The sequence below is a fragment of the Thioalkalivibrio sp. ALE10 genome (assembly GCF_000381385.1).
GTDB lineage: Bacteria > Pseudomonadota > Gammaproteobacteria > Ectothiorhodospirales > Ectothiorhodospiraceae > Thioalkalivibrio.
The window spans coordinates 112465-133695 of the sequence record NZ_KB906451.1; the positions used below are offsets into that span (position 1 = coordinate 112465).

The 21231-nt window shown below is 67.0% G+C and carries 23 protein-coding genes; 6 read left to right on the forward strand and 17 right to left on the reverse strand.

The features are described from left to right. Positions 1-46: 46 nt before the first annotated feature. Genes F788_RS0104930 through F788_RS0104960 form a run of 7 tightly spaced genes read right to left on the reverse strand, consistent with a single transcriptional unit; the run spans position 47 to position 5066 of the window. On the reverse strand, positions 47-418 hold the full coding sequence (locus F788_RS0104930; RefSeq protein ID WP_019589446.1) for a hypothetical protein: 372 nt from the start codon (positions 416-418) through the stop codon (positions 47-49). After that, positions 415-942, reverse strand: a complete 528-nt coding sequence (gene tadA, locus F788_RS0104935) for a tRNA adenosine(34) deaminase TadA (RefSeq protein WP_019569954.1) — start codon at positions 940-942, stop codon at positions 415-417. The genes F788_RS0104930 and tadA overlap by 4 nt, the downstream gene beginning before the upstream one ends. Next, entirely contained in the window at positions 939-1460 is a 522-nt protein-coding gene (locus tag F788_RS0104940; RefSeq protein ID WP_019589447.1) for a glutathione peroxidase, read from the reverse strand. The genes tadA and F788_RS0104940 overlap by 4 nt, the downstream gene beginning before the upstream one ends. Further along, entirely contained in the window at positions 1460-2092 is a 633-nt protein-coding gene (locus F788_RS0104945) for a membrane integrity-associated transporter subunit PqiC (protein ID WP_019569952.1), read from the reverse strand. The genes F788_RS0104940 and F788_RS0104945 overlap by 1 nt, the downstream gene beginning before the upstream one ends. Continuing rightward, positions 2092-3123, reverse strand: coding sequence for an MlaD family protein (locus F788_RS0104950; protein WP_019589448.1), 1032 nt, complete (start codon positions 3121-3123; stop codon positions 2092-2094). The genes F788_RS0104945 and F788_RS0104950 overlap by 1 nt, the downstream gene beginning before the upstream one ends. Next, positions 3120-3911: an ABC transporter ATP-binding protein gene (locus F788_RS0104955; protein WP_019589449.1), complete on the reverse strand. Its 792-nt coding sequence runs from the start codon at positions 3909-3911 to the stop codon at positions 3120-3122. The genes F788_RS0104950 and F788_RS0104955 overlap by 4 nt, the downstream gene beginning before the upstream one ends. A 3-nt stretch (positions 3912-3914) precedes the next feature. Beyond that, positions 3915-5066 carry an ABC transporter permease gene (locus tag F788_RS0104960; protein ID WP_019589450.1) on the reverse strand — a complete coding sequence of 384 codons (1152 nt, stop codon included), beginning with the start codon at positions 5064-5066 and terminating at the stop codon, positions 3915-3917. Positions 5067-5192: 126 nt separating this feature from the next. Here F788_RS0104960 and F788_RS0104965 point away from each other — a divergent pair, with 126 nt between their 5' ends. From F788_RS0104965 to F788_RS0104975, 3 genes are read left to right on the forward strand one after another with little or no spacing between them, the layout of a single operon-like run. Further along, positions 5193-6107 carry a MoxR family ATPase gene (locus F788_RS0104965; protein WP_019589451.1) on the forward strand — a complete coding sequence of 305 codons (915 nt, stop codon included), beginning with the start codon at positions 5193-5195 and terminating at the stop codon, positions 6105-6107. Continuing rightward, positions 6089-7114, forward strand: a complete 1026-nt coding sequence (locus tag F788_RS0104970; RefSeq protein ID WP_019589452.1) for a DUF58 domain-containing protein — start codon at positions 6089-6091, stop codon at positions 7112-7114. Before F788_RS0104965 ends, F788_RS0104970 begins: the two co-directional genes overlap by 19 nt. Then, complete coding sequence (locus F788_RS0104975; RefSeq protein WP_019589453.1) at positions 7111-9174, forward strand: DUF3488 and transglutaminase-like domain-containing protein; 2064 nt, start codon at positions 7111-7113, stop codon at positions 9172-9174. Before F788_RS0104970 ends, F788_RS0104975 begins: the two co-directional genes overlap by 4 nt. Positions 9175-9210: 36 nt before the next feature. Here the strand turns inward: F788_RS0104975 and F788_RS0104980 are convergent, their stop codons facing one another. The 6 genes from F788_RS0104980 to sdhC form a co-directional block, all read right to left on the reverse strand. Continuing rightward, positions 9211-10176, reverse strand: a complete 966-nt coding sequence (locus tag F788_RS0104980) for a NifU family protein (protein ID WP_019589454.1) — start codon at positions 10174-10176, stop codon at positions 9211-9213. Next, positions 10130-10384, reverse strand: coding sequence for a succinate dehydrogenase assembly factor 2 (locus tag F788_RS0104985; protein WP_024329487.1), 255 nt, complete (start codon positions 10382-10384; stop codon positions 10130-10132). The genes F788_RS0104980 and F788_RS0104985 overlap by 47 nt, the downstream gene beginning before the upstream one ends. Positions 10385-10523: 139 nt before the next feature. Then, complete coding sequence (locus F788_RS0104990; protein WP_019589455.1) at positions 10524-11225, reverse strand: succinate dehydrogenase iron-sulfur subunit; 702 nt, start codon at positions 11223-11225, stop codon at positions 10524-10526. Further along, positions 11225-13000, reverse strand: coding sequence for a succinate dehydrogenase flavoprotein subunit (sdhA, locus tag F788_RS0104995; protein WP_019589456.1), 1776 nt, complete (start codon positions 12998-13000; stop codon positions 11225-11227). The genes F788_RS0104990 and sdhA overlap by 1 nt, the downstream gene beginning before the upstream one ends. Next, positions 12997-13335 (reverse strand): succinate dehydrogenase, hydrophobic membrane anchor protein, encoded by a 339-nt coding sequence (gene sdhD / locus F788_RS0105000; protein ID WP_018870429.1) that lies wholly within the window; start codon positions 13333-13335, stop codon positions 12997-12999. The genes sdhA and sdhD overlap by 4 nt, the downstream gene beginning before the upstream one ends. Beyond that, positions 13332-13715: a succinate dehydrogenase, cytochrome b556 subunit gene (sdhC, locus tag F788_RS0105005; protein WP_018870430.1), complete on the reverse strand. Its 384-nt coding sequence runs from the start codon at positions 13713-13715 to the stop codon at positions 13332-13334. Before sdhC ends, sdhD begins: the two co-directional genes overlap by 4 nt. Before the next feature lie 112 nt (positions 13716-13827). Here sdhC and F788_RS0105010 point away from each other — a divergent pair, with 112 nt between their 5' ends. The 3 genes from F788_RS0105010 to F788_RS0105020 all read left to right on the forward strand — a co-directional run bounded on the left by F788_RS0105010 (position 13828) and on the right by F788_RS0105020 (position 15910). Next, positions 13828-14874, forward strand: coding sequence for a folate-binding protein YgfZ (locus tag F788_RS0105010; RefSeq protein WP_019589457.1), 1047 nt, complete (start codon positions 13828-13830; stop codon positions 14872-14874). 3 nt (positions 14875-14877) lie between these two features. Beyond that, complete coding sequence (locus F788_RS14035) at positions 14878-15042, forward strand: hypothetical protein (RefSeq protein ID WP_019589458.1); 165 nt, start codon at positions 14878-14880, stop codon at positions 15040-15042. A gap of 94 nt (positions 15043-15136) precedes the next feature. Beyond that, complete coding sequence (locus F788_RS0105020; protein ID WP_019589459.1) at positions 15137-15910, forward strand: response regulator transcription factor; 774 nt, start codon at positions 15137-15139, stop codon at positions 15908-15910. A 14-nt stretch (positions 15911-15924) separates the two neighbouring features. Here F788_RS0105020 and F788_RS0105025 read toward each other — a convergent pair whose 3' ends face one another. The 4 genes from F788_RS0105025 to F788_RS0105040 all read right to left on the reverse strand — a co-directional run bounded on the left by F788_RS0105025 (position 15925) and on the right by F788_RS0105040 (position 21214). Further along, positions 15925-18330, reverse strand: coding sequence for an ATP-binding protein (locus F788_RS0105025; RefSeq protein ID WP_019589460.1), 2406 nt, complete (start codon positions 18328-18330; stop codon positions 15925-15927). A gap of 87 nt (positions 18331-18417) precedes the next feature. Further along, complete coding sequence (locus F788_RS0105030) at positions 18418-18840, reverse strand: response regulator (protein ID WP_019589461.1); 423 nt, start codon at positions 18838-18840, stop codon at positions 18418-18420. Positions 18841-18853: 13 nt separating this feature from the next. Continuing rightward, positions 18854-19321, reverse strand: a complete 468-nt coding sequence (locus F788_RS0105035) for a TadE/TadG family type IV pilus assembly protein (protein ID WP_019589462.1) — start codon at positions 19319-19321, stop codon at positions 18854-18856. Between the two features lie 30 nt (positions 19322-19351). Then, positions 19352-21214 carry a TadG family pilus assembly protein gene (locus F788_RS0105040; protein ID WP_232196738.1) on the reverse strand — a complete coding sequence of 621 codons (1863 nt, stop codon included), beginning with the start codon at positions 21212-21214 and terminating at the stop codon, positions 19352-19354. Between the last annotated feature and the right edge of the window lie 17 nt (positions 21215-21231).

Here is a 21231-nt window from a genome sequence, read left to right on the forward strand (position 1 = left end):
GTTCGATGCCTTCACATCGCGTCAGCACCGCCTCGGTGGCATGTTTTCAGTCGTCCACATCCTCCAGGCGGGCCTGTTCGATCAGGACCGGGTAGACGTAACCGGCTCCGAAGTCCCGGTCGAACACGTAGACCCCTTCCACCCGCACTCGGTCACCCGGATCGGCGGTCTGTTGGCTGGTGAGGGTAATAAAGTCGCCGGGCTCGCCGGTGCCGTCCACCAGTCGCAGGAAATTGCGGCCCATGATGTCCTCATTGACCTGCGCGATGATGCCTTCCAGGCGCACCGTCTCGCCCTCAAGCTCTTCCGGTGCCTGATTCAGGGCTTCCACGCTGTGGATCTCGTTCGCGGCAACGGCCGTGGCCAGCAGGCCCGCAGCCAGCGGCAGGGCCAGCAGCATGTGGCGGATTCGGATCATGAAGTTCTCCTTTGCGGATCGGGTTCGGGCGGCGCGCCATCTTCGTCCCCGACGGCGGGCGTGTTGCGCCGACGGGCGCGGAAGAAGTCGCGCAGCTGGGTCGCGGCGCGTTCGGCCAGCACGCCGCCGGTGACCGCCACGCGGTGGTTGTGGGCCGGATGGTGGATCAGGTCAATGGCACTGCCGGTGGCCCCGGTGCGTGGATCGGCCGCAGCGTACACCAGCCGCGCCACGCGGGCGTGGATGATGGCGCCGGCGCACATGGAACAGGGCTCCAGGGTCACGTAGAGGGTGGTACCGGGGAGGCGGTAGTTGCCCACACGCTCCCCGGCCGCGCGCAGGGCGCGGATCTCGGCGTGCGCGGTGGCGTCACGGCTGGCGATCGGTGCGTTGTGGGCCGCCGCGAGGGCGTTGCCTTCGGCATCCACCAGCACCGCGCCTACTGGCACCTCGCCGGCTGCGGCTGCGGCCTCGGCCTGTGCGAGCGCCTGTTCCATCCAGCGCACGTCATCCTGCTCGCTCATGCCACGCTGGCGGGCGCGGACTCGTCCAGCGCCCGTTCGATGGCGCTGGCCAGATCCTGCGGGCGCCGCGTGGGGGCGAAGCGCCGGATCACGCGGCCGTCCCGCCCCACCAGAAACTTGGTGAAGTTCCATTTGATCCGCTGCGTGCCCAGGGCACCGGGGCCGGCCGTCTTGAGGTGGCGGAACAGCGGGTCGGCGCCCTCCCCGTTCACCTCGATGCGGGCGAACACCGGGAAGCTCACGCCAAAGCGCAGACCGCAGACCCGGATGGAGTCGGCATCGCCCGGCTCCTGGCGACCGAACTGGTTGCAGGGGAACCCCAGCACCCGGAAGCCGCGTTCGCCATAGCGATCCTGCAGCGCCTGCAGCCCTTCGTACTGCGGGGTGAAACCGCACTGCGAGGCGACGTTGACGATCAGCAGCACCTCGCCGCGGTACTCGCCGAGCCGCTGCCGCCCGCCGTCGGCGCGGGTCACTTCGAAGTCATACACCGTGGCTTGCGGGTCCGGGTCGGCCATTATCCGTCCGCCTCCTGTCGCGCGAAGGATTGGAGTTCCGCCTCAAGGTCCGTAAGGCTGGCCGCCATGCCGCGGGACAGGGCGGCCACCAGGGCCCGGGGCGAGCGTTGTTGCAGGGCTTCGGTGGCCTCGAAATGCGCCAGCTCGGTCCGATCAGCACCACCCAGCCGGGTCCGCAGCCCCACGCGTGCGGCATCGCGGCCGCTGTGCGTATCCAGGTCACCGTACAGGGCCGTGACCAGCACGTGCAGTTCCACCACCGGTTGCCCGGCCGCCCGCGCGGCGCGGGCGTCGTCCACCAGAACCACGGCGCCGTCGCCACGGGTCCAGCGTTCGCGCAGCAGCTGTTCCACCTGTTCCGCCGGACGCAGGAACCATTCGTTGTAGTAGTCCGATTCGTACTCGTGCGGCCCCAGGCGGTACACCAGCCCCTTCTCGGCATAGGCGGGAGCCACGCGCACCGAGCCCAGCTCCACCGCCACGGGCGCCCCGGCATCGGCTGCGGGCGGCCCGGTGTCTTCCGGCAGTTCCAGCAGGAACCACGCCCGCTCCACCGGTTCGCGTTCGGCCAGCAGACCGCAGCCCCCCAGCAGGAATGCGGCCAGCACCGCCAGCAGTAGCGCGCGTGTCATCAGCGTTCCTCTCCCCGGTTGTCCCGGTCCATGATACTGCGCGGCGGCGGTGCCCCGAACAGGGTACCCGCCGGATTGCGCCGCACGTCTTCCGAAAGGCTGCGCAGGCTGCGCGTGGTGCTCTGCAGCTCTTCCAGGGTCTCCGCCAGTTTCGCCTCGTTCACTTCCACGCCGCGATCCAGGCGTTCCACCATACCCTCGATCCGGGCCACCAGCTCGCCGATCTCGGCCTGTTCCGCGGTGCGCCTCAGCTGACGCATGGTCTCGCGGGTCTCGCCCGGGAGGGCCTGCGTATCGGGATGGTCGAGGAGGTTCTCGACGGATTCCATGATGCGCTCGGCGCTGGTGGCCGTGGTCTCCAGTTCGCCGATCAGGTCGTCCGCCCGTCCGGCGATGCCCTCCACGTCGATGCTCGACACGGTGTCGTCGAGATTGACCAGCAGGCTGTTGAGATTCCCCACCACGCCCTCGATATCGATATCGTCGATGCGTTCCAGCAGCTTCTCGGCATACTCAATGAACTGCATCGTGATGCTGGGCGCCGACGGCAGATAGGCATACTCCGGATCCCAGGGGTGGTCCAGCGGCGGGTGTTCCGCGGGATCGGCGAAGTCCGCCTCCAGGTAGTTCATGCCGGTGATGCCCTGGGCCGCCATGCGCACCCGCAGCCCGGCCTCGACCAGCTGCTCCAGGACATCGTCCTCGAACAGGGCTTCCTGCGGCGTGGTCGCAAAACGGTCCGGCCACAGGCGTGCGCGCACCAGCACGTAGCGCTTGCGTTCCGCCGGGGGAACATCCTGTTCGTACTCCACCGAGGTGAAGCCCAGCCGGGTGACCTCGCCGATCTGGACCCCGCGGAATTTCACCGGGGCGCCGACCTCCAGTCCCTGCACCGACGAATCCATGTACGTCTCGATCATCATCGACGGTCGGAAGAAATTCCCCGCCGTCGCAATCAGCAGGATGATCACCAGCGCGGCGAGCCCGCCGAGGATGAACAGGCCCAGCCGGAAATGCTGTCGGGCACTCATGCGGAGGTCTCCTCGCCGTTGGCTGCTTCGTCCTGGTCGCCGCCCAGAAAGCGCCGCACCCAGGGGTGTGCCGACTCCTCGCGCAGGCGTCGCGGATCCCCGTCGGCGACGATGCCCCGGGTTTCCTTGTCGAGCATAATCACGCGGTCGGCGATGGCAAAAATGCTCGCGAGCTCGTGGCTCACGATCACGATGGTCATGCCCAGGCTGCGCGCGAGCCGCCGGATCAACCGGTCCAGCTCGCGCGAGGTAATCGGATCCAGCCCGGCCGAGGGTTCATCCAGGAACAGCACCGAGGGGTCCAGCGCCATGGCCCGCGCGATGGCGGCACGTTTCTGCATGCCACCGGAGATCTCCGAGGGCATGAAATCCGCGAACGCGCCCAGCCCCACCAGCTGCAGCTTCGCCCGGGCCACTGCGTCCATCGCCGGACGCGGCAGAGCGGTGTGAACCTCCAGCGGCAGGCGCACGTTTTCCAGCAGGGTCATGGACCCGAACAGCGCCCCCATCTGATACATCACCCCCATGCCCCGCAGGATGGCCTCGAAACGCTCGCCGTCGGCGTGGGCAATATCCGCGTCGCCGATCCAGATCCTTCCGGCCTGCGGGGCATACAGCCCGATCATGTGCTTGAGCAGCGTGCTCTTGCCACTCCCGGAGCCCCCGAGGATCACGAAGATCTCGCCACGGCGGACCTCGAAGTTCAGATCCCGCATCAGCACGAAATCGTCGAAGCCCATGGTCAGGCCTTCCACCCGGATCACCGGATCCGTATCGGACTGCGCCATGCCTCACACCCCCAGGTGATAGAACAGGACCGCGAACAGGCCGTCGAACACCACGATCAGGATGATCGCCGTAACCACCGCACTGGTGGTGGAACCGCCCACCGCCGCCGCGCCGTTGCCGGTCTGCAGGCCGCGCAGGCAACCGACGCTGGCCACCAGCAGGCCGAACACCCCGGCCTTGAACAATCCGGAGAACAGGTCCGAAAGCGACACCGCGCCGGTCACCTGATTGAGAAACGCAACCCACGGGATGCCGAAGCCCTGCAGCACCAGCGCCGCACCCAGCAGGCCGATCAGATTGGCGTACAGCGCCAGCAGCGGCGCGACCAGGATGCCCGCCAGCACCTTGGGCACCACCAGGAAGCGCACCGGATCCAGGGCCATGGTCTGCAGGGCATTCACCTCCTCGTTCACCTTCATGGTCCCGATCTCGGCGGCGAACGCCGCCCCCGAGCGCCCCGCCAGCAGGATCGCCATCATCAGCGGGCCCAGCTCGCGGAACAGCGACACCGCGACCAGGTTGGCCACGAAGATCTCCGCGCCGAACTGACGCATCGCGATCGCTGACTGGAACGCCAGGATCACGCCCATCAGGAAGGCGATCAAAGAGACGATCGGCAGGGCCTGGAACCCGGCAACCTCGGCCACGCGAAAGGTATCGCCCCAGCGCACCTGCCGCGGATGGCGCAGCGCCGCCCACAGGGCACGGCCCAGTTCGCCGATGAACGCCATCTGCTCCCAGCCCGCGCGTCCCACCTGTCCAACCGCGTTCGTCCAGCGGCTGCGCCAGTCGCTGCGGCCCTCACCGCGCGCGGGCGTCACCGCATCCAGCTCACGATACGGAGCCAGCTGCTCCTCGACCATGCGGGTGGCGCCGACCAGCTCCAGCGTCACCCCCCCGGCCGCGGCATCGCGTTCCAGCGCGTGCAGCAGGGCGGCCCCGGCGCCGTCACAATAGCTCAGACCGGTGACATCCACGGGCAGGGTCCCGCCCCCCGCCTCGCGCGCCAGCAGGCGCACGCGATCGCGCAGCGGGCCCCAGGACCGTTCCACCGCGGCGGTGTCCAGGCTGCCCGACAGGCGCAGACCGGGGGACGGCCCGTCTGTGGCATCATGTTGGAAGGCTGGCCGCTGGGCCCCTGACGCTGTGTCCATGCCGTTTTCCCGACTCGTGCGCGACCATGGTAGCCGTGCCGGAGCGCGGGGGACACTCTGCAGATACAGGGGAACCATCCGGCCGCTACAAACTCTTCTGCAACTCCCCCATAACGCGAGAACGCCATGTCTTCGGGAACGGACGCCCTGCAGCGGGTGGAACAGGCCCTGAACCAGATCCTGCTCGGCAAGCCCCGCGCCATCCGTCTGGCGCTCACCTGCCTGCTGGCCAACGGCCATCTGCTGATCGAGGACCTGCCCGGCGTGGGCAAAACCACGCTGGCGCACGCACTGGCGCGGGCGATGAACCTGGACTATCGCCGGGTCCAGTTCACCAGCGACCTGCTCCCGGGTGATGTGCTGGGCGTGTCGGTGTTCGAACAGGGCAGCGGCGAATTCCGCTTCCATCCCGGGCCGATCTTCACCCAGGTGCTGCTGGCCGACGAGGTCAACCGCGCACCGCCGAAGACCCAGAGCGCCCTGCTGGAAGCCATGGAGGAACGCCAGGCCAGCGTGGAAGGCGCGACCCGTGATTTGCCCGATCCGTTCTTCGTGATCGCCACCCAGAACCCCGAGGAGCAGGTCGGCACGCATCCGCTGCCGGAGTCGCAGCTGGACCGGTTCCTGATGCGCATCGAACTCGGCTACCCCGACCCAAGAGCCGAGCGCGCCCTGCTGGAACGCCGCGGGGACACCGGCCACCCGGCCCCGGACACCATGGCCACGCCGGAACAGCTGGCCCAGTGGCAGGCGTCCGTGGATGCCGTGCACGCCGATTCCAAGGTGCTCGACTATCTCCAGGAGCTGGTGGCTGCCAGCCGCGATACCGCCCGCTTTGCCCACGGCCTGTCGCCGCGTGCCGGCGTGGGCCTGCTGCGCGCGGCACGTGCCCACGCGTTTCTCGACGCGCGCGACTACATCACCCCCGACGACATCGCCCGGGTCCTGCCGGCGGTGGCCGGCCACCGCGTACGCGCCCGCGAGCCGCAGGATCCCGGCCGCACCGTGGAGGCCCTGCTGGAATGCGTGCCCAGCCGCTGAATCGCCGGCGACGCCTGCGCGGCACCTGGCAGCGCCTGCGCGACGACGCGATCCGCTGGATCAACCGCCGCCACGCGCACGACGGCGAGCATGCGCGGCTGGGCCGCGACCGCATCTACATCCTGCCCACCCGCGCCGGTTACACCCTGCTCGGGATCATCCTGATCATGCTGCTGGGCTCGATCAACTACGCCAACAACATGGCGTTCCTGCTGACCTTCCTGCTGGCCGGGATCGGGCACAACGCCATCTGGTACACCCATCGCAACCTGCTGGGACTGGAGATCCGCCCGCTGCCGATCGACCCGGTGTTCGCCGGGAACGCGCCCGAAGCGCAACTGCGACTCCATGAAACCGACGGCCGGGGGCGCGAAGCCATTACCGTGCGGGTCGGTGCACACGCTTGCGAACCGGTCGCCATCCCCGCGGGTGGCCGGGCCGATGCCAGCATCGTGCTGCCGGCCGTGCCCCGCGGAGTCTACCGCCTGCCGCGCCAGCGCGTGGACACGCGCTTCCCGCTGGGGGTCCTGGAGGCCTGGAGCTGGCTCAATCTGGACGCCGAGGTCCTGGTCTATCCGTCGCCCGTGGACCCCGGCCGGGCCCTGGCCGGACACGGCGACGGCGACGAGGACACCGGCGCCCGCGGGCAATCCGAGGAACCGCCCGACCACATCCGGCCCTACCGCCCCGGCGATCCGCCCGGCCGCATCATCTGGAAGGCCTATGCCCGCAGCGGCAAGCTGCACGTGCGCGAAAGCCCCGGCGGGGTACAGGACGACCTCTGGTTCGACTACGACGCCCTGCCCCACGGCGACACCGAGACCCGCCTGTCGATGCTCTGCCATCAGGTGCTGGAGGCCCATGCGCAGGAGCGCGTCTGGGGCCTGCGTCTGCCGGGCCAGCGCATCGACCCCGGCCAGGGCCCGGAACATCGTGACCACTGCCTGCAGGCACTCGCGCGTTTTCGCACCGCCCCGGCACCCCTGCCGCTGGAGGACGGAGCATGAGAGAGGGCTGGCTCACCCGCCCGGCCCCGCCGCGCGACGAACTGCGCGGGCTGGGCATCGCGCTGATCGCCCTGCCCGTGGCCGCGCTGCCGCACGCCTGGTACCAGCCGGCCTGGGTGACCCTGCTGATGGCCCTGGCCGTGCTGCTGCGCGGCTGGGTGCACTGGCGCGGGACCCGCGCGCCCTCGCTGTGGGTGATGAGCCTCCTCGCCCTGGGGGCCGGCGCCATGACCCTGGCACATTACGGCACCCTGTTCGGCCAGGAGGCCGGCAGCGCGCTGCTGCTGGTGATGATCGCCCTGAAGCTGCTGGAGGCGCGCAGCCGACGCGACGTGGTCATTGCGCTGTTTCTGGGTTATTTCGTCATCGTCACCACGTATTTCTTCGACCAGGCCTTCTGGATCGGGCTGTGGTCGCTGCTGGGGGCGCTGCTGCTGACCGCGGCCCTGGTGCAGCTGCACGCCGCCCGCCCGCTGACGCCGGGTTATCTGGCCCGCCGCGCCGGGACCATGCTGGTGCACGCCCTGCCGTTCATGCTCATCCTGTTCATCGTCTTCCCGCGCATCGAAGGGCCGCTCTGGGGCGATCGCGAGGACCGGGACAACACCGCGCAGACCGGCCTGTCCGACGAGATGAACCCCGGCGACATGGCCGAACTGCTGCAGGACGAAACCGTCGCCGCCCGGGTCGAATTCGACGGCGAGATCCCGCCGACCCGCGCACAATACTGGCGGAGCATGGTGATGACCGACTTCGACGGCCGCCAGTGGCGGGCCGATCGCGGAGATTCTTCGATCGAGCCGCCCGCGGTGGAGGGCGATACCGTCGACTACACCGTCACGCTGGAGCCCACGCGTTCCCGCTACCTGCCGGTTCTGGAATATCCCGCCCGCCTGCCCGACGATGCCGAGCTGCGCGCGAACCATCAGGTCATCCGCGACCAGCGCATCACCGGACGCATTCAGTACACCGCCAGCGCCGATCTGACGCGCCCCCCGGGCAGCGACGCCGACACTCCCGCCCTGGATCCCGAGACCCGCGAACGGGCCCTGGCGCTGCCCCCGGGCGCCGCGCCGCAGGCCCGCGCCCAGGCCGGACTCTGGACGGCCACGCACGACGACCCGCGCGCCATCGTTGAAACCGCCCTGACGCGGTTCTCCGGCGACCCCTATCGCTACACCCTGCAGCCACCGCAGACGACGGGCGATCACACCGATGCGTTCCTGTTCGATACCCACGCCGGCTACTGCGAACACTACGCCTCGGCGTTCGCGGTGCTGATGCGGGCGGCGGGCATCCCCGCGCGGGTGGTCACCGGCTATCACGGAGGCGAGTGGCGCGAACGCGGTGGCTATCTGCGGCTGCGCAACGCCGACGCCCATGCCTGGAACGAGGTCTGGATCGACGGCGAGGGCTGGCTACGGGTCGACCCCACCGCGGCGATCGCGCCCGAGCGCATCGAGCAGGGCCTGCAGGGCCTGTCACCCTCCGAGGGCGAGCAGACGCCGGACTTCCTGCGCCGCGAGGGCCTCTCCTGGCTGCAGCAGGCGCGTTTCGAGCTGCAGGACTGGCGGGAGTTCATCGGCTTTCGCTGGGAGACCTGGGTGCTGGCCTTCACCCCCGAGCGTCAGCAGCGGCTGTTCGAGCGCTTTGGCCTGGACCCGCGCGACTGGCGCAGCGTGCTGATCGCGCTGGGGGTCAGCTTCGGCACCCTGGCCGCCGGGGTCGCGCTGTGGCTGCTGCTGCGCGGACGCGAGCGCCGGGATCCGGCGCAGCGCGCCCTCCACCGGCTGTCCCGGCGCCTGCGCGGTGCGGGGCTGGCGCACCAGCCGCACGAGAGCGTGGATGCCTGGGTGCAGCGCGTGGCCGCGGCCCGGCCGCAGGACCGCGAAGCCCTGGAGGCTTTCGCCCGGCACTACAACGCCCTGCGCTTCGCGCCGCTGGACAGACAGGGACGGCATGAACAGCGCCAGGCCCTGAAGGCCACCCTCGCCCGCATCCCGCGGCGGCGGCCGGCCACGGACACGGACGCGGAAACGCCTGCCGACACCCGGCCCTGAGCGGGGCTCCGGGTCAGCAGCGGGGGGTCAGCGGGATCAGAAGGTATTGGCCACCGAGGCCACGCCCGGCGCCCGCGAGCGCACCAGGCGTTCGACCACGTTCTTGAGATCCAGGGTGGAACGCGGGCAGCCGACGCAGGCCCCCTTCAGGCGCACGCGCACGGTGCGCCCGTCCAGCTCGACGAACTCGATGTCGCCACCATCCTGCATCATGATGCGCCGCGCCTCCTCGATGGCCTCGCGCACCGCGTCCTCGTCGATGGGGCCGTCGGCCGGCACGTCGGCCTGTTCCCGGGCCGCATGGGTCTGGGCCCGGTCCAGGCGCAGCGCCAGCTCCGGATCGAGCTCCTCGATCGCGTCCAGCTCTTCCTCGCTGTAGACGTGATCCGGGTCGTCCTTCAGCAGGTGCGACACGTCCACCATGACCTGTGCGTTGTCGGGACGCGTTTGATCTCCCGCCATGATCCGGCCTCCGCTAGCTCGCAGTGCGGCCAGTATAGCAACGCCGCGCGCGATCACGTCGCGAGGCCTCACCGGCTCCCCGGATTCCGCCGGACCCGGCGCGGGCCAGCGCAGGCGCATGCGCAACCGGCGCAGGTCGTCCGCATCCACACGCCCCGGGTACAGCCACAGGGTCCCCGGGCGACCCCCACCCGCGGGGCGATAGCGCAGCACCACGCGGGTAGAGAACACCCGGGTGTCCGGCAGGATCTCGATATCGTGGATGCGTTCCTGGCGCAGGCCCTCGGCGGTGGCCAGCCACCAGCGTCCGTACGCGGTGCACCCCAGCCAGTCGAAGTGCGGCTGGCGGCCACGCCGGGACCAGCCGAACGCGGCCGCCACCAGTACAGCCACCACCGGCCATGTCCACCACTGGGCGTAGACCAGGGCGTACAGCACGACCGCGGTGCTCAGCAGCACCTGACCGGCGAGGATCCGGCGCGCGAGCCCCGGATCAGGGTGCAGGCGCAGCCGCAGCGGCGGCGCGGATGAGCGGGGCAAGCCGGGCTATCCCGGCATCCGCGGTGGTCTGGCGGCCCATGACCACCTCGTAGAGCACGTTGTCGGGATAATCCAGCAGCCGTTCGAAGGCATCGCGACCCTCCTGGTCCAGTTGCGCATATCCCTGCGCGAGAAACTCCCCGAGCAGCCAGTCATTCTCCAGCATGCCGCGACGGCAGCGCCATCGAGTGCGGCTGTCAGGCTCCATCATACGCCCTTCCGGGGATGCTTCCTGCCACCCCATTACTTCCCGCAACCCCTGTGGGAGCCTGCTTGCAGGCGAACGGTCCTCGGCCTGTTCCGGTCTTCATTCGCCTGCAAGCAGGCTCCTACGGGGCACTCCGGTTTCATAACGACCTCTTCAGCATGGTGCGGCGGATGTCGCTGATCGCCTTCGCCGGATTGAGGCCCTTGGGACAGACCTGGGTGCAGTTCATGATGGTGTGACAGCGGTACAGCTTCCAGGCGTCATCCAGCCGGTCCAGCCGGTGCTCGGTGGCCTCGTCGCGGGTGTCCTTGATGAAGCGCGCGGCCTGCAGCAGCGCGGCGGGGCCGAGAAACTTGTCCGGGTTCCACCAGTACGACGGGCAGGCCGCCGAACAGCAGCCGCACAGGATGCACTCGTACAGCCCGTCCAGCTCGTCGCGGTCGGCCGGGTCCTGCTTGCGCTCCACCTCGGGCTCCGGGCTGTCGTTCACCAGCCAGGGCTCGGCCGCGCGATACTGGTCCCAGAAATTGGTCATGTCCACGATCAGATCGCGGATCACCGGCATCCCCGGGAACGGACGCAGGGTCACCGGGGTATCCAGCTCCTCCAGCGGCGTCACGCAGGCCAGTCCGTTGGTGCCATTGATGTTCATGCCGTCGGAACCGCAGACCCCGTGCTGGCAGGAGCGCCGGAAACCCAGCGAGTCGTCCTGCTCCTTCAGCAGCAGCAGGGCATCCAGCAGCATCATCCCCGACTCCACCTGGTCGTCGGGCAGGGTGAAACGCTGCATCTTCGGCAGCGTGTCGGTCTCCGGGTTGAAGCGGTAGATCGAGAATTCCATCAGTAGGTGCGCTCCTTCGGCGGGAACGAGGCCACGGTATTCGGCCGGGTCCGCACCGGCTTGTAGTCGAGGCTGTCGTCCTCCAGCGAGTACAGGCTGTGGCGCAGCCAGCGCTGATCGTCGCGTTCCGGGAAGTCGATGCGCGAATGCGCGCCACGGCTCTCCTCGCGTCCCAGCGCGGAGCGGATGGTGGCGATCGCGCAGTCCATCAGGTTCTCCAGCTCCATCGCCTCCACCCGCGCGGTGTTGAACGTGGGCGTGTGGTCATGGATCACCGCGTGGTCCAGGCGCCGGCGCAGCTCGCGCACCTTCTCCACGCCCTCGCGCATCACCTCGTCGGTGCGGAACACCGAACAGTGGTCCTCCATCACCTTGCGCAGTTCGCGCTTGAGCCCGTCCACCGACTCGATCTCGCCGGTGCCCGAATCCCGCCGATCCCAGCGGGCGAGCCGCGCCATGGCCTGCTCCACCGCGGATTCGTCCAGCGGCCGGTGATAGCGGTTTTCCTCGAGGTATTCGAGGATGTGATTGGCTGCGGCGCGGCCGAACACCAGGATGTCCAGCAACGAGTTGCCCCCCAGCCGGTTCGCCCCGTGGACGGATACACAGGCCGCCTCGCCGGCGGCATAAAGCCCCGGCACCGGGTCCTCGGGCGAGTCCTTGACGGGCGCGACGACCTGCCCGTCGCGGTTGGTGGGGATCCCGCCCATGCTGTAGTGACAGGTCGGGAACACCGGGATCGGCGCGTCGATCGGGTCCACGTTGAGAAAGGTCTGGCTGGCCTCGCGGATGCCCGGCAGGCGCTGCATGATGGTGTCCGCCCCCAGATGGCGCAGGTCGAGGAACACGTGATCGGCGTTGCGCCCGCAGCCGCGGCCTTCGCGCACCTCGGTGGCGATCGCACGCGAGACCACGTCGCGCGAGGCCAGATCCTTCGCGTTCGGCGCATAGCGCTCCATGAAGCGCTCGCCGTCGGAATTGATCAGGTAGCCGCCCTCGCCGCGCGCGCCCTCGGTGATCAGCATCCCGCGCCCGGCGATCCCGGTGGGATGGAACTGCACGAATTCCATGTCCTCCAGCGGGATCCCCGCGCGCAGGGCCATCGCCATGCCGTCGCCGGTGTTGATCAGCGCATTGGTGGTGGTGCGGAACAGCTGCCCCGCCCCGCCGGTGGCGATCAGCGTGGTCTTGGCCTCGATCACGATCGGCTCGCCACTGAGGATCTCGAACGCCAGCACCCCCAGCACGTGGCCCTCGGCATCGCGCAGCAGGTCCACAGCGAAATATTCGTCGAAGAAATGGGTGCGCGCGCGCAGGTTCTGCTGGTAAAGCGAGTGCAGGATCGCGTGGCCGGTGCGGTCGGCGGCGGCACAGGTGCGCGCGGCCTGGTCCTGGCCGAAGTTCTGGCTCTGCCCGCCGAACGCCCGCTGGTAGATGTTGCCGTTGTCCAGGCGCGAGAACGGCACGCCGAAGTGGTCCAGCTCGTAGACCACCCTGGAGGCGGCACGGCACATGTATTCGATCGCGTCCTGATCGCCGAGGTAGTCGGAGCCCTTCACCGTGTCGAACATGTGCCAGTGCCAGGAATCGGGCAGCACGTTGGCCAGCGCGGCGTTCACCCCGCCCTGCGCCGCCACGGTATGCGAGCGCGTGGGGAACACCTTGGACACCACGGCCACCTTGGCCTCGGCGTTGGACAGCTGCAGGGCTGCCCGCAGGCCGGCCCCGCCGGCCCCGATGATGAGGGCGTCGAACTTGCGCCGGGTCACGTTCATGAAAGCCATGCCTTGAACAGGATTGCGAAGGCCCACAGGCCGAGGATCAGCAGGCCGGTGGCCGACAGGATCAGCACCGTCAGACGGGTGCCGAAGGGATGGACGTAGTCCATGATCACGTCACGCAGGCCGATCCATGCGTGCAGCAGCAGGGCTACCACGCCCACCGCCGTCAGCAGGCCCACCAGCGGATGCCCGACAAAAGCGAGCCAGCGGGCATGATCGGCCGGCGCGAAGAAGATGAAATAGCCCAGCATCAGCACGGTGAACACGCCCAGATACACCGCAGTGATCCGCTGCAGCAGCCAGGCGCGCTGTCCGCTCAGGAGTCTCACAGCCACAGCCCTCCCCAGACGATCAGGGTGGCGACGATCCCCGCAATCAGGGCCTGGCGCGCGGTGCGCAGCGACCCCTCGCGGTCCTCGCCGATCCCGAATTCCATCGCCAGATAGCGGATGCCCGCGAACAGGTGATGCAGCAGCCACCACAGGACACCCAGCAGCACCAGCAGGCCCAGCGGGTGACCGACCCAGCCGGCCACGCGGGCAAAACCCTGGGGGCCGGACAGCGAGAGCTGCAGCAGCCACAACAGCACGGGGATCGCGAGAATCAGCAGCACGCCGGTCACGCGGTGCAGAATCGAGACCACGGCATTCAGCGGAAACCGGATCCTGCGCAGATCGAGGAAAACGGGACGAACCGGTGACCGGGGCATGCGACCTCTCGCTCGTGATGGGCGACATAAGGGATCCTGACACCCGACACGGCGTTCGTCTACTATCGGGCCGCCAGGGAAATGCCGCCCCCGCGGCTACAGGAGATGCGTGATGCGCGAAGACTGGAAGAAACACCTTGTCGATTCCGGTGCCGAATTCGAGGGCGACGAGCTCGTCCACTACGGCAACCCGGAGCGTGAACGGCAGATGGCCGTCAACGGCGATGTCATCTGCGACCTTTCCCATCGCGGGCTGCTGGAGATTCGCGGTGCCGATGCCACCGAATTCCTCCAGGGCCAGTTCGGCAACGATATCCGGCAGGTGGACGAGCGCCACGCCCAGCTGTCCAGCTACGCCAGCCCCAAGGGCCGCACCTATGCGGTGTTCCGTGTCCTGCGCACTCAGGACGGCTATCTGCTGGAGATGCCGGCGGATCGCGTGGAGCCGGTCGCCAAACGGCTGCAGATGTTCGTCCTGCGCTCCGACGTGATCATCGAGCAGGCCGGCGACAGCCGCATCCGCTTCGGCCTGTCCGGTCCGGATGCCGAGAAGGAGCTGCAGGACGCCCTGGGCGCCTGCCCCGCACAGATTCACGAGGTCGTGGAAAAGGACGGGGTGACGGCGCTGCGCGTGCACGGCGTGCACCCGCGTTTCGAACTGTTCGGCGGCCTCGACGCGATGCGCCGGCTGTGGGACGCCCTCAACGTGCGCGGCGCCCCGGTAGGCCCGCACGAATGGCAGCTGCTGGACATCCTCGCCGGGATCCCGAGCGTGGTCGAGGCCACCACCGAGATGTTCGTGCCGCAGATGCTGAACCTCCACGCCCTGGGCGCGATCAGCTTCGACAAGGGCTGCTATCCGGGGCAGGAGGTGGTCGCGCGCATGCACTACCTCGGCAAGCTCAAGCGGCGCATGTTCCGCCTGGCGATCCAGGATGGCGAGCGCCCGACGCCGGGCATGCCGGTATTCCGCGCCGATGGCAACCCGGATCAGGCCGATGGCGAACTGGTGGCCGCCGAACTGCACCCCGACGGCCAGTACTCCGCACTGGCGGTGCTCAAGGTGGACGCGGCCGAGGCCGAACTGCGCTGCGGCGCCCCGGACGGCGCGCCGGTGACGCTGTGCGACCTCCCCTACGACGTTCCCGAAGGGGCCTGACGCATGCGCTTTCTGTTCTTCTTCTTTGTCCTCATCCTGCTGGCGCTGTGGGCGGCGTTCTTCAGCCGCCCCAACAATCCGACCCTGTCCAACTGGCTGTACGCCCTGGCCGGGGTGCTGGCGATCCTGTTCCTGATCGGCTACCTCCGACTCGACGGGGCGATATAACTACGCTCCTAAAGGATTGAAGTAACCGACACACCTTTCCCAGTTCCAATCACCTTGGCATACTTGCGAACATATTGAGACAGGAGTTCCGCCGATGTCGGCCACCACGCCTCAGGTTTCCGCGGTTCGAATTCTGATCGTCGACGATGAACCCGACATCGTCGAAGAAATTCAGGAAAGTCTGGAGGCCGACGGCTACTCCTGTGAGCCCGCTTTCAGTGCTCGGGACGCTCGCAGCAAATTCAGCGAGGATCCATCGATTGGTATCGTCCTGACGGACATCAAAATGCCTGCCGAAGACGGATTCCAGTTCATTGAATGGCTCCTGGATCAGCACGAAGGCGATCGCATTTTCGAGACGGCCGTCATTACCGGTCATGGTTCCCACGACACCGCGATCCGTGCCCTGCGAGACGGCGTACGCGATTATTTTCAGAAGCCGCTGGACCTTCGGGCCGTATCCGCGTCCATCCAGCAACTTGAGGATCGGGTTCAAAAGCGGCGCGACGAAACCCGCTCGGCCCGGATTTCTCCTCAGCTGGATTCTCTCGACCACGCCATTGCCAGTGTGTCCAACGACCTCGCAACATTGAGAAACCAGCTGGGGCTCCCGACTCACACCCCCGAGAGCGGATCCGGACCCGAATCCAATGTGAACCTCGATCGGCCCGAGTTTGACAAGCTGACCGCCCGCCAGCGCGAAGTTGTGGCGCTGGTTGCCAACGCCTACAGCAACTATCAGATTGCCTACGAGCTTGGCATTACCGAGAACACCGTCAAGTTGTACGTATCACAAATCCTGCACACATTGGGCCTATCGAACCGCACCCAGCTCGCGCTTGCCGCAACCCGCCACCCCCTCTCCTGATACGTCGCCCGCTTCTATCCGGCGGGCAACTCGATACGGAAACAGGCACCCCTTTCCTGATTGGTCACCGTTATCCGCCCCCCCATTTCCTGAATGATTCCGAAACTGATGGACAACCCCAGACCGGTCCCTTTCCCGACCTCCTTGGTTGTGAAGAACGGCTCAAACATCCTCTCCTGAACACCCTCGTCGACGCCTCCCCCCGTATCCGAAACCTCCAGCAAGATGGTCCCGCCATCATCCGTGCTTGCCAGTCGGATCCGGATCGAGTGTCCGGACTCACTTCCAGAAGACACGATGGCATCTCGCGCATTGACCATCAGGTTCATCAATACCTGTTCCAGCTGATCACGATGACCCAGGACGTTATCCGACCCCTCGATCTCCGAATCGAGCCGCAGATCAATGCCATTGTTTCCAAACTGCTCCCGTACCAGGACCAATGCGTTATCAACCGCCTCCCGCACAGAAAAAAGAACCGGGGTCCGGTCGCTGCGCCGTCCGAACATCCGCATCTGGTCGATGATACTCGCGGCCCGCGATACCTGCCCTTCGATTCGGTCGATCTTGGCCAGCAACAGCTCCGGGTTTTCCTCCCCGCTGTCCAGAAGCCGCCGGGCATTGTGGGCAGCCATGCGTATGACATTAAGGGGCTGGTTGATTTCGTGCGCCGCACCGGTGGCCATTTCTCCGAGCGTCGCCATCTTGGCGGCATGAATCAGCTTCTCACGCGCCTCCCGAATCTCCGTGTTGTCTCGTCCTACGGCCTGCACCTCGACGAGATCGCCCCGATCGTCGAAAAATCCGCGTTCGGACCACACTACCGACCGAACCCCGAGTCCCGGAAGGACTATCTCCATTTCATGATCCACCGTAGGGCTTGAGGGGCTCAGTCCGGCAAGGCGCGTCCCCAGCTGTCGGATTTCGTCTTCACCGAGAAACTCTGGCCACGAATGGCCCTCCGGGCCTTGCTGGTGCTCAAAACCGAATGCATCCAGGAATGCCGTATTGGCGAAATTCAGCTTCAGATCTGCGCCGAACCGCACGATAAATACGGGGGCATCCTCCACGATAGCCCGGTAGCGACGCTCACTCGCATAAACGTTGGCCTCGAACGATTTTCGCTCAGTAATATCCAGAAGGATCCCCACCAAACGATTGTCCGTCCCGAAGCCCGTACGGCGGATTTCCTCATAAACCCAGGAGTAATTGCCGTCCGCATTCCTCAGCCGATACGCCCCCTCGAAACGACCTTCCGACTCCAGCTTTTCCAACCGCTCACGCACCACGGAAAGATCGTTGGGGTGAGTCCTGGACGCAAGGCTGGCGGTTTCCAGACAGGACGGATCCTGACTGCCAGTAATGCTCCACAACGAGGCACTCGCATGCGTTATGCGCAATCCTCCGGCCCCCAGATGGCCCAGATACACCAGGACCGGGGCCGACTCCAGCAATGCCGCGAACAGCTCACTCGTTTCCTGGTGACGCCGGTCTCCTTCGTCACGTGCACTGACATCCGTAACCGTTCCCCTCCGCACATGGCCGGAGCCATCACCAAGGGCACATACTCCACGGAAACGCAAACGCAGGGAGGACCCTTGACCGCCTCCCGCAGCCCTGACAGTCAGTTCCGCCGGCGCCATTCCCGCTGACCCGCACAGCGACTCGACCCAGGCCTTCAGGCGGCTTCGATCTTCGGCGATCACGCCAAACGCCTCGGCCAGATCCTGGCCTTCGGGATCGGCAGCCAACCGACGGGCCTCCGATGAAAGCCAGAGTCGCCGGGCCCCGGGGTCAAAAGTCCACGACCCCATCGCTTCGACCCTTTCAACCGCATCCGCATGGCTCTCCGTGAGCGAAACCCGCACAGTTTCCTGACGCGCCGCAAGAATTCCGCCCAGCATGGCGGCAATCGGGGCCAGTCCTGACGACCACGTAGCCCAGTCCGCCCGATCCGACAGCGACTCTACCAGCACGGCCCCCCATTCCCTTCCGCCGGTCAGCAATGGAAGCAGAACCAGCGACCGTACACCACGGCGTACAAGCACCCTGCCGGCACAGTCTCCGCGCGAACCTTCCAGAAAAACCACACGACCATGTTCGATCTCGCCGCGTACGGCGGTGCACTCCAGAAGACGCCGGGGTTCATCCGCTCCCGCCGGCGCAACCATGCCTTCATGAAGCACCCAGCTTCGTTCAATCCGCCCGTCCCCCCGGCCCTGTTCCTCTCGTACCACAAGCAGGGCCCGGTCCGCGGCCATCATCCTCCCCAGATCCGCCAGCACCCGATCCAGATAACGCCCTTCCGCCTGCCGAACGAGCGGCGTCACCATCATCGAGCGGATCAGCGTATCAATCGCATTCCGAGGGTCTTCTCCGTGTTGCCGTACGCCTTCAACAGACTCTGCGTCCATCAGCATGCTGTTCTCCTGCCCGGCCGGTCCGGCACAGGCCGCTTATGCCCCTGTCATCACCATCCGATCGCAAAATCGGTCCGGCGCGCACACTCACCCGTCACAACCATCCGCGGAATGCACCTGCAAGTCTTTTTCCATTAGCAGCCTTTCCGCGCGCTCCAGCGCGGAAAACAGCGAATCGGGATCCACCGGTTTCTCCAGAAAATCCGTTACGCCCTGCCTCAGCGCCGTGATTGCCGTGTCCTTGCTGCCGTGCCCTGTCACCATGATCACCGCATGAGCGTCGCCGAAGTCACGCCGAATCGACTCCAGGATTGCCATGCCGTCCTCGCCCGGCAGTCGCAGATCCAGAAGGACGATGCGGATTCCCGCGTGCTTTCCGAGAACACTCCGCGCCCCCTCACCGTTCGCCTCGTGCCACACCTGATAACCACCGGCCTCCAGGGCCTCCCGCAACTCCTCGTGGATATCCGCGTCATCATCCACGAGCAACACCTTTTTCAAATCGTCCATCGTCCCCTCCTGCCTACATGTCAATCGAAGCCTGCGCGCGTAAATCCCCCGGCATTCTGGGCACAGGGCCGATCCCCGGCAGTTCGATGGGCACCAGCAAGGGCGCCTGCGCATAGTCATAGGCAATCGTCACTTCCAGCACGTCCTCATCCATGTCTGCCGTGATCTCGAAATCCCCCGGAAACAGCGCCAGCATCCGGGCGTCTTCCATGATGCGCTCGGCATGCTCGGCCGCCAGCGCCTCCATCCGCTCCACTGCATCATCCGCCGCCGGATCAACCTGGATGGCAACCCGTGCGCCTTCCGCAGCGGCGGTGTGCATGTTCTGCATGAGCAGGAGGGGAAAGGAATAAGACACAATCGCGTAAAACACCGCGAAGAAAATCACGAAAGTCAGCGCGAATTCGATCGCCACCGCCCCGCCCTGACGCGACCTGCGGCGTCCATGACGCATCCTCGCAAACGCCTTGTTCGATTCCATCCGGTCTCTCCATCCGCGGCGCGATGAGCGTCACCGCACCAGATCAACGCCACCTTCACGCAACTCCACCACCTGGACATCCATTCCGCCAACCTTCACGCCCAGAATATCCAGGAGCGGGTCGATGAGAATTTCGCCCACCACGTTGAGCAGTGGCGCCACGACGTCCGCCAGCAGGGCGCGCAGGATCGGGGTTACCACAACCGCCAGGACCTCGTTGACCACATCCGCGACCCCGCATAACAGCCCCCCGAGAAGCCCGTCGCACACTTCCCCTTCAAACGTGGGGAGGACACGGACTTCGAGAATTAGCTCTTCACCCAGGGTCTCCACCGCGTGCCCCAGTGAATCCCCCACGCCGGACGACGTGGATAGCGGCTCCGTGGGCAGTTCGGACCGATCGGTCACCAGGAATTCCAGGGTCTCGGGTCCGCTCGACCCGACGGGGACCTCCGCCTGAAGGTCCACCTCGGCCAATCCGAGGACCTTCAGCCGGGAGGGTTCCAGTTCGTCCGACTCGCTGCTGGCGAACCGCCCGATGTGCACGCTGGCGAGTCCGGGCAGAGCCCCTACATCCACGCGGGTTCCATCCCCGTTTCTATCCGGGCACGAGACCCCTTCGAGCCACGCTTCGCCCCGAGCGGCCTGAACCGCCAGCCCCAGATCCAGTTCGATATCGTGATTCAGCCCTTCGCCATCCTCCAGTCCGCCCAGGATGCCCAGCCCCAGGTCCACCTGAATCCTCGCCTGAGCCGTCTCCAGATGCGTCCGCCACCGGTCGGCAGGGGCATCGCCGGCCGAACTCCCGGGCACGACACCCGGTGGCCCGATCGCCATCTGCGGCGGTTCGACCAGCTCAATCGACACCCCTGCGTCGACCATGGCCAGTCCGGGCACATCCACCGGCAGTTCAAGTTCCAGGTTGAGGGCGTCCTCCCCGGTGGCCGTCAGGGCCGACATCAGGATGAGCTCCAGCACGTTGAGCTCGGCATCCAGGGCAGCCTCCGGGTCTGAGGGCGCCTCTACGTGAAGCAAGTCCCCGAGCTCCAGCTCGAGTTCATCGACTCTCAGGCCGAGCAGTTGCTGTTCCAGTACCGAGAGGTCCACATCCGCCACGTCCTGCCGGTCCACCGCCGAGATCGACGCCTCGACCAGCTCCAGGACCGACACGCTGGTGGTCAGCAGTTCGTCGACCGTCCCGACCGCCAGATCCACGCCCGCGACCCTGAGGTCGTCGGCAAGCTGCAGCAGAGTGATCGACGTATCGGCCAGCCCCCGGTAGGCCACCGCATCGAGATCGAGATCGCTGCCCAGCAATTCGTTTAGGAGCAGATTCAGCAGGACCGAATCTTCAGCGGAGATCCGTGCCGCCCAGGAACCCGCGGAGATTCCGGCCATGTTCTGGCGCTGTGCCACGGCCTCGGCCGACAGGGCGGTCGTCCCGCCCAGCAGCCCCCCGAGCACGACGCTGGAGGGCACCTCCTCCGTCGCCACCACACGCACGGCCTCCGGCACTTCATCCGGGTCGCCACTGCCGAGCTCGAATACCCGAAGTCCGTCCACAACTTCGAGCGCCCCCAGCTGCACCTGTCCGTCTCCGGCCCTCAGGTCCCCGGAAAAACCGTTGCGCTCCGCGCTCCGCTGCGCACGCTCAGCCGCATCCGCCGACGTAGCGTGGCAGCCAGTGTGGTGCCGGGCAGTCTCCAGGGCCGCCATGTCCGCAATCCGCTGCAGGCCGCGCTGTTCCATGTAAAGGCGACCCGCATCGATCGCGAGCGCCATGGTGAGCATGACCAGCAACAGCACCAGCGCCGCCATCAGTCCAATGGCACCGCCCTGATGCCGCGGGGCTCCTCGCCGGCGGATGCCGCTTCCCGAGCGCAACGTGAACATATGGCCCCCGACGCGAC